The organism is Streptomyces ziwulingensis, assembly GCF_039542605.1.
GTDB lineage: Bacteria > Actinomycetota > Actinomycetes > Streptomycetales > Streptomycetaceae > Streptomyces > Streptomyces ziwulingensis.
Genome location: NZ_BAABIG010000032.1, coordinates 15,548 through 27,496 on the forward strand (window position 1 = coordinate 15,548; position 11,949 = coordinate 27,496).

The 11,949-nt window shown below is 73.7% G+C and carries 12 protein-coding genes; 8 read left to right on the top strand and 4 right to left on the bottom strand.

The window, feature by feature from the left end; translation table 11 throughout:
* Positions 1-35: 35 nt before the first annotated feature.
* From msrB to ABEB00_RS17245, 4 genes are all read right to left on the bottom strand, one after another.
* A complete protein-coding gene (gene msrB, locus ABEB00_RS17230; RefSeq protein WP_345620607.1) occupies positions 36-443 on the bottom strand; it encodes a peptide-methionine (R)-S-oxide reductase MsrB in 408 nt (135 codons plus the stop codon).
* Entirely contained in the window at positions 443-1,846 is a 1,404-nt protein-coding gene (murC, locus tag ABEB00_RS17235; protein ID WP_345620608.1) for a UDP-N-acetylmuramate--L-alanine ligase, read from the bottom strand. The genes msrB and murC overlap by 1 nt, the downstream gene beginning before the upstream one ends.
* Positions 1,847-2,057: 211 nt before the next feature.
* Entirely contained in the window at positions 2,058-2,531 is a 474-nt protein-coding gene (locus tag ABEB00_RS17240) for an indole-3-glycerol phosphate synthase (protein WP_345620609.1), read from the bottom strand.
* A gap of 200 nt (positions 2,532-2,731) precedes the next feature.
* Complete coding sequence (locus ABEB00_RS17245) at positions 2,732-3,538, bottom strand: pyrimidine reductase family protein (RefSeq protein WP_345620611.1); 807 nt, start codon at positions 3,536-3,538, stop codon at positions 2,732-2,734.
* Positions 3,539-3,662: 124 nt separating this feature from the next.
* Here ABEB00_RS17245 and zapE point away from each other — a divergent pair, with 124 nt between their 5' ends.
* From zapE to ABEB00_RS17285, 8 genes are all read left to right on the top strand, one after another.
* Positions 3,663-4,733 carry a cell division protein ZapE gene (gene zapE / locus ABEB00_RS17250; protein WP_345620672.1) on the top strand — a complete coding sequence of 357 codons (1,071 nt, stop codon included), beginning with the start codon at positions 3,663-3,665 and terminating at the stop codon, positions 4,731-4,733.
* Between the two features lie 301 nt (positions 4,734-5,034).
* Positions 5,035-5,319, top strand: a complete 285-nt coding sequence (locus ABEB00_RS17255) for a hypothetical protein (protein WP_345620612.1) — start codon at positions 5,035-5,037, stop codon at positions 5,317-5,319.
* 76 nt (positions 5,320-5,395) lie between these two features.
* Entirely contained in the window at positions 5,396-5,977 is a 582-nt protein-coding gene (locus tag ABEB00_RS17260) for a carbonic anhydrase (protein ID WP_345620613.1), read from the top strand.
* Between the two features lie 8 nt (positions 5,978-5,985).
* The gene (locus ABEB00_RS17265) at positions 5,986-7,503 is read left to right on the top strand and encodes a SulP family inorganic anion transporter (RefSeq protein ID WP_345620673.1); all 1,518 of its coding nucleotides are present in this window, start codon (positions 5,986-5,988) and stop codon (positions 7,501-7,503) included.
* Between the two features lie 242 nt (positions 7,504-7,745).
* Complete coding sequence (locus ABEB00_RS17270; RefSeq protein WP_425586512.1) at positions 7,746-9,188, top strand: alkaline phosphatase PhoX; 1,443 nt, start codon at positions 7,746-7,748, stop codon at positions 9,186-9,188.
* A 55-nt stretch (positions 9,189-9,243) separates the two neighbouring features.
* Positions 9,244-10,767: an FAD-dependent oxidoreductase gene (locus ABEB00_RS17275; protein WP_345620615.1), complete on the top strand. Its 1,524-nt coding sequence runs from the start codon at positions 9,244-9,246 to the stop codon at positions 10,765-10,767.
* A 137-nt stretch (positions 10,768-10,904) separates the two neighbouring features.
* Complete coding sequence (locus ABEB00_RS17280; RefSeq protein WP_345620616.1) at positions 10,905-11,738, top strand: polysaccharide deacetylase family protein; 834 nt, start codon at positions 10,905-10,907, stop codon at positions 11,736-11,738.
* 18 nt (positions 11,739-11,756) lie between these two features.
* Positions 11,757-11,939 (top strand): hypothetical protein, encoded by a 183-nt coding sequence (locus ABEB00_RS17285; RefSeq protein ID WP_345620617.1) that lies wholly within the window; start codon positions 11,757-11,759, stop codon positions 11,937-11,939.
* Positions 11,940-11,949 lie beyond the last annotated feature (10 nt).

Sequence of the window (11,949 nt, forward strand, 5' to 3'; positions counted from 1 at the left end):
ACCCGCTCCGCCCGGCTCGCGCCGCCGGGCCCGCCTCACTCTCCGGCCGGTGACATCCGCAGCGAGATCGAGTTGATGCAGTACCGCTGGTCGGTCGGGGTCGGGTAGCCCTCGCCCTCGAAGACGTGCCCGAGGTGCGAGCCGCAGCGCGCGCACCGCACCTCGGTGCGGACCATGCCGTGCGACCGGTCCGCGATCAGCTCGACCGCGTCGGAGTCCTTCGGGTCGTAGAAGGACGGCCAGCCGCAGTGCGACTCGAACTTGGTGGTCGAGGTGAACAGCTCGGCGCCGCAGGCGCGGCAGGAGTAGACGCCCTCGGTCTTGGTGTCGGTGTACTCACCCTTGAAGGCCGGTTCCGTGCCGGCCTGGCGCAGCACGGCGTACTCCGCGGGCGACAGCTCCGCGCGCCACTGCTCGTCCGGCTTCTCGACGTCGTACGACATCAGACTTCAGCCCCTCGCTTCGACAGACGTTCCAGAATGTGCGGGCCGAGATCCGTGACGTCTCCCGCGCCCATGGTGAGAACGAGATCACCGGCCTTCGCCATTCCCGCGGTCATGGCCGGGGCCTCGGTCCTGTCGTGCAGCGGGGTGACGTCCGCGCCCGCCGCGCGGGCCGCCTCGACGATCAGGTCGCTGGTGACGCCCGGGATCGGGTCCTCGCGGGCCGGGTAGATGTCGAGGACCACGGAGGCGTCCGCCAGGGCCAGCGCCTGTCCCATCTCCTCGGCCAGCTCCTGCGTGCGGGAGAACAGGTGCGGCTGGAAGACGACGAGGATGCGGGCGTCGCCGGCCGCCGCGCGCATCGCCTCCAGGTCGGCGGCCATCTCGGTCGGGTGGTGGGCGTAGGAATCGATCACCTGGACGCCGGCCGCCTCGCCCTTGAGCTGGAGCCGCCGCTTCACGCCGGTGTACGCGGCCAGCGCGGGGGCCAGCTCGGCGGCCGGGATGCCGAGGGCGGCGCCCGCCGCGAGGGCGGCCACGGCGTTGGAGGCGTAGTGGCGGCCGGGGACGGACACCGCGAAGGTCAGCTCGGTGCCGTCGAGCAGGACGGTGACCTCGCTCTTCAGTCCCTGGGGGACGACCGACAGGATGCGTACGTCGGCGTCCTCGGCCTCGCCGTAGGTCACCGTCCGCACCGAGCCGGCCAGTCGCCGGGTCAGCTCCCGGGCGCCGTCGTGGTCGGCCGAGATCACCAGCGTGCCGCCGGGCACGATCCGGCCCGCGAACGTCTCGAAGGACTCGTAGATCTCTTCCATCGAGGCGTAGTTGGCGTGGTGGTCGAGTTCGACGTTGAGGACGATGCCGACCTCGGGGGCGTACTTGTGGAAGCTGCGGTCGGACTCGTCGGCCTCGGCGACGAAGATCTCGCCGGTGCCGTGCAGGGCGTTGGAGCCGGGCGCGTCCAGGTCGCCGCCGATGGCGTACGAGGGGTCGAGGCCCAGTGCGGAGAGGGAGACCGCGAGCATCGAGGTCGTGGTCGTCTTGCCGTGCGTGCCGGCCACCGCGATCGGGCGCACCCCCTCCATCAGGGCGGCCAGGGCGTCGGAGCGGTGGACGACCGGGACGCCGCGCTCGGCGGCGCGGGCCAGCTCCGGGTTGTCCGCGCGGATCGCGGAGGAGACCACGACGCAGCTCGCGTCGTCGGCGAGGTGGTCCGCGGCGTGCCCGATGTGCACGGTGGCACCCAGTGCGCGCAGCGCCTGCGCGGTCGCGGAGTCCTTCGCGTCGCTGCCGGCCACCACGGCCCCGCGCTGCGCGAGGATCTTCGCGATCCCCGACATTCCGGCGCCGCCGATGCCGATGAAGTGCGGTCGGTCCATGGCGGTGGGGAGGCCGGGTGCCATGTGTGTCTCCCTGTGCGTGCTGATCTGTGTCCCGGTACGGGGGCCGCGCGGCGGTCGTAGCGGGTACGGCGGATGTGCGGCGGCCAGCCTATGCCGTGCGCCGCACGGCCGCCGACGGGCCCGGCCCGACGGCGGGCCCGGCCCGGCCGTCAGGTCCGTGCCCGCCACCAGGTCCTACCCGCCGTCACGCCCGCGCGCGGCCGGCCGGAGATCACGCCTTGCTGTGCGAGAACAGCTTCAGCACCGGCACGCCGACCTTGTGCCGGGCGCGGGAGGCCCAGTCCCGGTGGAAGAACTCCTCCACGTAGTGCGGGTCGGTCAGCACGATCACCTCGTCCGCGCCGACCTCCCGCACCAGGGATCTCAGCGCGTCCAGCGGGTGCTCCTCGATCAGCCGCCCCTGCGCCCCGTTGCCGGAGGCGCGCAGCGCGGTGAGCGAGACCTCCAGGGCCCGCTGCCCCACGCTCAGCGCCTCCTCGCCCTCCGGGGTCTCCCCCTCGCGGACGGCCTCGTCCAGTTCGCCGAGGGCCACGTCGTCGATGGCGCGCAGCAGGCGGTCGGCCTGATCGCCGCGCGGCTGGAGCAGCACCTGGAAGGAGACGCTCTCGTCTCCGTGCAAGGTGGTGACGAACTCCACGTCGGCGGACGTCAGGGCCTTCTCGATCATCAAAACGCTAGTGAACACCAGACGTCCCTCATCTCCTTCGAGGGCCCGAGGGCCCACCCTCCGTGAGCCGCTACCCGGCCCTGAGGAAACCATCCTGCCCCGTGACCACACGGGTACCGCCGGATCAAGTGTGCCCGTCGCGAACCAAACGGAATGATAAATTCCGACAATTCCCGGACCTGTCACCGACCGAACATACTTTCGTGGCGCCGGTCTGCTCAGGCCCGCCGGTACCGGCTGAAGAGGAAACCTTCCTCCTCCAGCAGGGAATCCAGGGCGAACCGTTTCGGCACCGCGACCGCGGGCCCCCCGGCGATGCGCTGGGCGTCGCCCACCGTGAGCATCGGGGAGACGGTCAGGCACAGCTCGTCGAGCACGTCGGCGGCGACGAACTGGCCCAGCAGCCGCGGTCCGCCCTCGGTGAGCAGCCGGGTGTGCCCGAGCGCGGCGAGGGCGGCGACGGCACGCGCGGGGTCCGCTCCGGCGCCGTCGCCGGCGCTCACCACGCGGGCGCCCGCCTCCCGGGCGGCGGCGACGCGGTCCGGGGGCGCGGCCGCACCGGTCAGCACCAGCGTGGGCACCAGGGGCGAGGTGAACAACGGCAGCGAGAAGTCCAGGTCGAGCCGGGCGCTGACCACCGCGATCACCGGCGCCGGGCCCTGTCCGGCGGCCTCCCGCAGCGCCGCGAACTCGGCCCGCGCGCGTGCGGGCCGGTACCCCTCCTGGCGGACCGTCTGCGCGCCGACGACGACCACGTCCGCCAGCGCCCGCAAGGTGCCGAAGATCCGCATGTCGGCGGCGCACGAGACGGGCTCGGTGCGGCCGTCGTGCTGGGCGGCCCCGTCCAGGGTGGAGACCATGTTGGCCCGCAGCCACGCCCCGGTGCCGCCCTCGCGCGGGTCGGGGTAGGCGTACGCGGCGGCCAGCTCGTCCAGGCTCCACTCCCGGCCGGCGCCGTCCGGGGACGGGGCACCGCCGGGCGGCCGGGCTGCTGTCTGGTCGGTCACAGGGAACAGGCGTCGCATGACGTGCAGTGTTCCATGCCGTCTAGCATGGTGAACCGTGTCGTCCCCCGCTCCCTCCCCCGCGTCCGGTCCCGCCGCCTCCGGTCCCGGCGCCTCCGGTCCCGGCGCCTCCGGTCCCGGCCGGATAGCCGAAGCCGGTCCGCTGTCCCTGTGCGCGCGCGAGCCGCACGTCCCCGCGGATCGGCTGGTGGCCGAGATGGTGCCGCCGCCCCGCTTCGACTCGGTCCGGTTCAGCACCTACGTACCGGACCCGGGCCGGCCCAGCCAGAGCGAGGCGGTGCGGGTCCTGGAGGGGTTCGCGGCCGGTCTCGGCGAGGCGCCCGCGACCGCCCGGCGCGGCCTGTTCGGGTTCGGCCGGAGCAAGGCCCCGAAGACTCCGGCGGGCCCCCGCGGCGTCTACCTCGACGGCGGCTACGGCGTCGGCAAGACCCACCTGCTGGCCTCCCTGTGGCACGCCACCGACGCCGAGCCCGAGCGCAAGGCGTTCGGCACCTTCGTGGAGTTGACCAACCTGGTCGGCGCCCTCGGCTTCCAGCAGACCGTACGGACCCTCTCCGGGCACCGGCTGCTCTGCATCGACGAGTTCGAGCTGGACGACCCCGGCGACACCGTCCTGGTCTCCACCCTGCTCGCCCGGCTGGTGGAGGCGGGCGTGGCACTCGCCGCCACCTCCAACACCCTGCCGGGCAAGCTCGGCGAGGGCCGCTTCGCGGCGGCCGACTTCCTGCGCGAGATCCAGGGCCTGTCGGCCCACTTCCGCGCGCTGCGCATCGACGGCGAGGACTACCGCCACCGCGGTCTGCCCGAGGCCCCGGCGCCGTACTCCGAGGCGGCGGTGACCCGGGCCGCGCACGCCACCGAGGGCGCCTCCCTGGACGCCTTCCCCGCCCTCCTCGACCACCTGGCCCGGGTCCACCCGAGCCGCTACGGCGCGCTGACCGACGGCCTCAGCGCCGTCTGCCTCACCGGGGTCGGCCCGGTGCCGGACCAGTCCACCGCGCTGCGCCTGGTCGTGCTCGCGGACCGCCTGTACGACCGCGAGGTGCCGGTGCTCGCCGCCGGCCTGCCCTTCGACCGGCTCTTCAGCGAGGAGATGCTGAAGGGCGGCTACCGCAAGAAGTATTTCCGGGCGATCTCCCGGCTCACCGCGCTGGCCCGCGATGCCGCGCACCTCGTGGACCCTTCGCGCAAGTAACACGTCAACACCTGACGATCAAGAGCCTGTTCACGCCATTCGCCCTGCGCTTTTCGGGCTCTCTTCAGTTCGCAACGTCGAGTTAACCCAGCAAACAACTTTGCCGGGTTACGGTTCTTCTTGACCATCCATTGACCAAGTGTTGGTCCGTGCAAAGCGTGCGAGCGGAGCCGGAGGGGGGCGCATGTTCCGAGGTGCGACGGTACGAACCGTTCTCTCGGCCCTCACGGCCGCCCTTCTCGTCCTGCTGGTCTTCGCACCCGGGACACCTTTCGCATCCGCACACACAAGTCGTGAAGTCGTGGCCAAGGCTCAGGCCGGAACGAAGCCTTCCGGAGAGGCCCTGCGCGGCGAGACCGTCGCCTGCCACGACGCCGGCCGGCCCGGGGACCCGACCGCTCCCCCGCGCGTCCGCGACCGGCACCGCACCGCCGCCGCCTCGGCACCCGAGATATCCGAGCGCCCCCTCGGCCGGCGGCACACCACCGCCGCCACCGAGCCGGGCGCGCCCGGCACCGGGCACCTCCGCCCGTGCAGATCCACCGGGGACCGCACCCCGGCGGCGCTCCAGGTGTTCCGCCGCTGAGCCGCCGAGCGGCCCCCACCCCTGTCCTGTCCCGTCCGACGCGCCCCCACTGCGCGCCAGGAGGAATCACCACATCATGCAGCCCCTCATCGACCACGCCCGCTTGTACGGACAGCGCCCTGAGGAGTTCGCCAGGTACGCCGCCGGCCAGACCCCCGACGTCCTGTTCGTCACCTGCTCCGACTCCCGGGTCGTGCCCGCCCTGATCACGGGCGTCGAACCCGGCCAGCTCTTCGAACTGCGCACCGCGGGCAACGTCGTCCCGAGCCACCTCGCCGAACGCCCCACCGGGGAGGCGGCCACCATCGAGTACGCCGTACAGGCCCTCGGTGTCGCCGACATCGTGGTCTGCGGCCACTCGCACTGCGGTGCCGTCGGCGCCATGGTGCGCGGCGACGACCTGAGCGACCTGCCCGCGGTGCGCGACTGGCTCCGCTACGGCGCGGAGACACCCAAGTGCGCCGACCCGTTCGACCCGACGGTCGCCGAGGCCGTGCAGAACCACATCCGCGCCCAGCTCATCCGCCTGCAGGCCTACCCGAGCGTGGAACGGCGGCTGACGGAGGGCCGGCTGCGGCTGCACGGCTGGTACTACGAGGTGCACACCGGGGGTGTCCGCACGCTGCACGCGGACACCGACACGTTCGAGACCCTGTGAGCGGCACCATGTCCTCCATAGCCAAGTACCCCTTCCTGCGGCAGGACTTCGCCGCCTCACTCGTCGTCTTCCTGGTCGCCCTGCCGCTCTGCGTCGGTGTCGCCGTCGCCTCCGGGGTCCCGGCCGAACTCGGCCTGGTCACCGGCATCGTGGGCGGCATCGTCGTCGGTCTGCTGCCGGGCAGCAGCCTCCAGGTGTCCGGACCGGCCGCCGGACTGACGGTGCTGGTCTACGAGGCCGTCGACACCTACGGACTGCCCGCGCTCGGCGTGATCGTGCTGGCGGCCGGACTGCTCCAGCTCGCGATGGGCGCCCTGCGACTGGGGCGCTGGTTCCGGGCGATATCGCTCTCGGTCGTCGAGGGCATGCTGGCCGGTATCGGACTCGTCATCATCGCGGGCCAGTTGTACGCGGCGGCCGGGCTGAAGGCGCCCGCCTCCGGTCTCGACAAGATCGCCGGGCTGCCGGGCGCCTTCGCCGACGCGGCCGGCTCCACCGAGGCGCTCGCCTCGCTCGCCGTCGGCGTCGGCACCGTCGCGGTGATGGTGCTGTGGAAGAGGCTGCCGGGGCGGGTCCGGACCGTGCCCGGCGCGCTCGCCGCCGTCGTCCTGGCCACGCTCGCCGTCTTCGCCTTCTCGCTGCCGGTGGCCACCGTCGAGGTCAACGGCCTGCTGGACTCGATCCAGCCGCCCGGCGCCGACGCCTTCGGCGAACTGGCGAGTGTCGGCATCTTCGGCACGATCATGGCCTTCACTCTGATCGCTTCCGCCGAGAGCCTGTTCAGCGCCGCCGCGGTGGACCGGCTGCACGACGGTCCGCGCACCCAGTACGACAAGGAGCTGATGGCCCAGGGCGCGGGCAACACGTTCTGCGGGGTGCTCGGCGCGCTGCCGATGACCGCGGTGATCGTGCGCAGCTCGGCCAACGTCCAGGCCGGCGCGAGGACCAAGGCGTCCCGCGTCCTGCACGGCGTGTGGCTGCTGCTCTTCGCCGCGCTGCTGCCGGGCGCGCTGGCCTGGATCCCGCTGCCCGCGCTGGCCGGCATCCTGGTCCACGCCGGCTGGAAGCTGATCCCGTTCCGCCAGGTCGTGGCGTTGTGGCGGAGTCACCGCGGCGAGGCGGTGATCCTGATCGTCACGGCCGTGTCGATCGTCGCCGTCAACATGTTCGAGGGCGTGCTGATCGGTCTGGCCCTCTCCGTGGTCAAGACCGCCTGGGACGCGTCGCACCTGAAGCTGGAGATCGTCGACAAGGGCGCCGGGCCGGTCCAGGCGCACCTGTCGGGCAACGCGACCTTCCTCGGGCTGCCGAAGATCCTCGGCAGTCTGGAGGCCCTGCCGCAGGACCGCCCGGTGGAGCTGGACCTCTCCGGCCTGCACCACCTGGACCACGCCTGCCGCACCGCGCTGAAGAGCTGGGCCGAGCGGCACAGCTCCAGCGGCACGGACCCGGTGAAGGTCACGGGGCCCGCGAAGGCCGCGGAGCCCATGAAGGTCACGGAGCCCGAGCGGGCGACGGTCGTCTGACCCGGCCGGCGAGCCGCACGACACCCGGTCCGGGGCCGCGCACGGCCCGGACCGGGCATGGCGCATAGCGCGACAGGAGCTGATGTACCGGCCCTCTTGGCGAGGGGGCCGTCATGCTCCAGCCGCCCCGGGGACCGTTCCGTCCAGCGCTGAACACGGGGGCGCGCGTGGTTCCCGGGGCTCCTGGCAGGTGATAGACACGGCGGGGTCACAGTCCTGTCCGCCAGCAGGAAGGTTTCCCCATGCCCGCGTTCGAACCCGTACCCGAGTCCGCGCCTGAGTCCGTACCCGGGCCCGTGTCCCCGGCCACGTCCCCCCGCTCGGCGACCCGCCGCGAGGTGCTCGCCCGTACCGGCGCCCTGGGAGCGGGCATCGCGTTCACCGGCGCCCTCACCGAACTCTTCACCGGCACCGCCGCCGCGCAGCCCCCCGGCCACAGCGGCTACGGCCCCCTCGTCCCCGACCCCGGCGGGCTGCTCGACCTGCCCGAGGGCTTTCGCTACCGGGTGCTCTCCCGGGAGGGCGAGCCGCTGCGCTCCGGCGAGGGGCCCGTCCCCTCGAACCACGACGGCATGTCCGCCTTCCCCGGCCGGCACGGCCGTGTCCACCTCGTCCGCAATCACGAGAACCGGGTCACCGGCCGCATCCCCGTCCCCACGGTCGAGGGCCTCACCTACGACCCGGCCGGCAAGGGCGGCTGCACGGCGCTGACCCTGGACGGACGGGGCCGGGTGCTGTCCGAGCGGGTCGCGATCGCCGGGACGGCCGTGAACTGCGCGGGCGGCCCCACCCCCTGGAACACCTGGCTGACCTGCGAGGAGACCGAGGACAAGGCCGGCACCAACGGCTACACCAAGGACCACGGCTTCATCTTCGAGGTCGACCCGGAGGACCCGCACCGCACCGGCGCGGTGCCGCTGACCGCGATGGGCCGCTTCCAGCACGAGGCGATCGCCGTGGACCCGCGCCGGGGTGTGGTGTACGAGACCGAGGACGCCTTCGAGCGGCCGTTCGGCCTGTTCTACCGGTTCCTGCCGAACAAGCCGCTGGGCGGCAGGGGGTCGCTGCGCGCGGGCGGGCGGCTGCAGGCGATGCGCGTACCGGGCGTGCCGGACCTGTCCTCGATCCAGCAGACCGGCACCTCCTTCGACCACGTCGAGTGGGTGGACGTACCCGACCCGCTGGCCACCACGACGCCGATCCGCCTCCAGGACTTCGGCCCGCGGGGCAGCACCCACGCGCAGAAGCTGGAGGGCTGCTACTGGGGCGGGGCCGGCGTCTGCTTCGTGTCCTCCTTCGCCCGCGGCGCGGACGGCTCGGCCGCCGACCACTACGGCCAGATCTGGCGGTACGACCCGGAGCGGCGCCGCCTGACGCTGGTGATCGTCTTCGGCCCGGACACCGACGTCCAGCTTCCCGGCGAGTCCCCCGACAACATCTGCCTCGCGCCCAGCGGCGGCCTGATGGTCTGCGAGGACGGCGGCGGCGCCCAGCACGTCTACGGCGTGACCCGGCGCGGCGAGGTGTACCCGATGGCCCGGGGGCGCAACAACATCGGCACCCCGGAGGAACCGGAGTGGGGCGAGTTCGCCGGCGTCACCTTCTCCCCCGACGGCGACACGATGTACGTCAACTGCTACGCGCCCGGGACGACCTTCGCGGTGACCGGACCCTGGCGCCGCTGACCGGCGCGCCGACCCCGTCGGTGAGAGCGGGGCGCGGCGGGGTACCCGTCCCCGCATGACGCAGAACGCGCACGTCAGCGGCTCGTACTGGATCGACACGGCGCCGGGTCGCCCCCGCCCCGCCCTGGCCGAGGACCTGGAGGTCGAGGTGGCCGTGATCGGCGCCGGCGTGGCCGGGCTGTGCACGGCCTTCGAGCTGGCCCGCGCCGGGCGGCGGGTGGCCGTCCTGGAGGCCGGGCAGGTCGCCGCCGGTGTCACCGGGCACACGAGTGCGAAGCTCACCGCCCAGCACACGCTGATCTACGACAAGCTGCGCCGCACCCGCGGCCCCGAGGGCGCCCGGCTGTACGCCCGCTCGCAGACCGAGGCGATCGAACACGCCGCCGCGCTGGTGGCGGAGCTGGGCATCGACTGCGACTGGGAGACCAGGAGCGCGTACACCTACGTCCGCGACGCGGGCCGGGTGGACGAGGTGCGGGCCGAGGCGGCGGCGGCGAAGGAGGCCGGGCTGCCGGCCTCCTTCGTGACCGGGACCGGGCTGCCGTTCCCGGTGGCGGGGGCGGTCCGGGTCGACGGGCAGGCGCAGTTCCATCCGCGCAAGTACCTGCTGGCCCTCGCCGACGCGATCGAGGCGCTCGGCGGGCGGATCTTCGAGCGGACGGTCGTGCACGGCCTGGACGAGGGCGAGCCCTGCCGGCTGTCGACCGGGACGGGGGTGTCCGTGCGGGCGGCGGACGTGGTGGTCGCCACGCACTACCCGATCTTCGACCGGGCGCTGCTCTTCGCCCGCCTCGCGCCGCGCCGGGAGCTGGTGGTGGCGGGTCCGATCGCCGCGGACCGGGACGTCGACGGCATGTACATCACGCCGGACGAGGGCACCCGCTCGGTGCGTACGGCGCCGCTGGACGGGGACCCCGGGCGGCGGCTGCTGATCGTCACCGGGGAGCACTTCACGCCCGGCACCGGCGACACCCGGGAGCGCTTCGACCGCCTGACCACGTGGGCCCGCACCCACTTCCCCGGCGTCGAGCCGGTGCACACCTGGGCCACCCAGGACATCGACCCCACCGACACGGTGCCGCTGGTGGGGCCGCTGCACCCGGGCGCGAAGCACACCTGGGTGGCGACCGGCTTCGGCGGCTGGGGGCTGAGCGGCGGCATGATGGCGGGCCTGCTGCTCACCGCGCAGATCACCGGCCGGGAGAGCGCGTGGAGCGGGCTGTACGACCCGCGGCGGCTGCGCAGCCAGGTCCGCGAGGCGCCGCAGTTGCTGAAAACCCAGGCCAAGGTGGCCGGCCACTTCGTCGGCGACCGGCTCAAGCCCGCCCCGCCGGTGGACGCGCTGCCGCCCGGCGAGGGCGCCGTCGTCCGGGTCGACGGGCACCGGGTCGCGGTCTACCGGGACGAGGACGGCGCCCTGCACGCGGTCTCCCCGCGCTGCACCCACCTGGGCTGCCTGGTCGACTTCAACGCGGCCGAACGCGCCTGGGAGTGCCCCTGCCACGGCTCCCGCTTCGCCACCGACGGCACGGTCCTGGAGGGCCCGGCGACGAAGCCGCTGGAGCGCCGCGACATCTGAGCCCGCACCCACGCCGGCACACTCCGGCGCCCCGGGTACGGCGAACCGGTACGGCGATCCGGCCGGGCGGGTGACCGCCCGGCCCGGTCACCGCCGGGAACGGCACCGCCGCACCGGCCCACCCATACGTTCGTACGATGATCACTCTCGTAAGACGTACGGCCCTGGCCTGTGCTCTGGGTGCTCTGGGCGCCGCCCTGGCCGCCTGCGGTACCGCCGGGGCACCGGCCCCCGCCCCGTCGCCGTCGCCGTCCCCTCCGCCGACGCTCGCGCCCGGTCCGGCGGGGCTCACCCCGGTCTTCGCGCACGGCCCGCGCTCCGACGACCGGACCGTCGCCCTCACCTTCGACGCCGACATGACCGCCGACCAGGGACCGCGGGCGGCGGCGGGCGAGCGGTTCGACAACCCCGAACTGATCGCGGCGCTGCGGGAACTGGGGGTGCCGGCGACGGTGTTCATGACCGGCCGGTGGGCCGAGGAGTACCCCGACCAGGCGCGCTCGATCGACCGCGACCGGCTCTTCGAGGTCGCCAACCACTCCTACAGCCACTACGCCTTCACCGGTGACTGCTACGGCCTGCCGACCGTCGCCCGGGACCGGATGCGGGCGGACGTGGAACGGGCGTACGCGGCGTTCCGCGAGGCGGGGGTGGCGGAGCCGATGCCGTACTTCCGGTTCCCCGGCGGCTGCCACGACCGCGCCGCCCTGAAGGAGCTGCGGGCGGCCGGCGTCACCGCCGTGCAGTGGGACGTGGTGAGCGGGGACGCCTTCGCGTCCGACGCGGACGCGGTGGCCCGGCAGGTCCTCGACGGGGTGCGGCCGGGCTCCGTGGTCGTGCTGCACTGCACCCGCAGCGCCGCCCCGGTGACCGAACGCGCGATCCGGCAGATCGTGCCGGAACTGCGCCGCCAGGGCTACCGCTTCGTGCGGGTCTCCGAGCTGGTCGGGACCGCGAACGGCCGGCGCTGAGGGTTCTACGCTGGAGGTATGGACGAGAACGAGCACCGCTCGGCCGGGCACCCGGCCGGGCCGCCGCCGGCCGCCGGTCCGCCGTACGCGGAGTGCGTGCTGTGCCGGGAGCCGACGGAGCACCCGGAGTCGTACCGGGGTATCACCCTGTGCCCGGCCTGCGAGTGGCTGGAGGCCCAGCGCACCGCCTGCTCGGGGTGAGCGCGGGGCC

What these genes read in the sequence shown, in the direction of transcription:
- msrB (WP_345620607.1), bottom strand. Translation starts at nt 443, where the DNA reads ATGTCGTACGACGTCGAGAAGCCGGACGAGCAGTGGCGCGCGGAGCTG.
- murC (WP_345620608.1), bottom strand. Translation starts at nt 1,846, where the DNA reads ATGGCACCCGGCCTCCCCACCGCCATGGACCGACCGCACTTCATCGGC.
- ABEB00_RS17245 (WP_345620611.1), bottom strand. Translation starts at nt 3,538, where the DNA reads ATGCGACGCCTGTTCCCTGTGACCGACCAGACAGCAGCCCGGCCGCCC.
- ABEB00_RS17260 (WP_345620613.1), top strand. Translation starts at nt 5,396, where the DNA reads ATGCAGCCCCTCATCGACCACGCCCGCTTGTACGGACAGCGCCCTGAG.
- ABEB00_RS17265 (WP_345620673.1), top strand. Translation starts at nt 5,986, where the DNA reads ATGTCCTCCATAGCCAAGTACCCCTTCCTGCGGCAGGACTTCGCCGCC.
- ABEB00_RS17270 (WP_425586512.1), top strand. Translation starts at nt 7,746, where the DNA reads ATGCCCGCGTTCGAACCCGTACCCGAGTCCGCGCCTGAGTCCGTACCC.
- ABEB00_RS17275 (WP_345620615.1), top strand. Translation starts at nt 9,244, where the DNA reads ATGACGCAGAACGCGCACGTCAGCGGCTCGTACTGGATCGACACGGCG.
- ABEB00_RS17280 (WP_345620616.1), top strand. Translation starts at nt 10,905, where the DNA reads ATGATCACTCTCGTAAGACGTACGGCCCTGGCCTGTGCTCTGGGTGCT.
- ABEB00_RS17285 (WP_345620617.1), top strand. Translation starts at nt 11,757, where the DNA reads ATGGACGAGAACGAGCACCGCTCGGCCGGGCACCCGGCCGGGCCGCCG.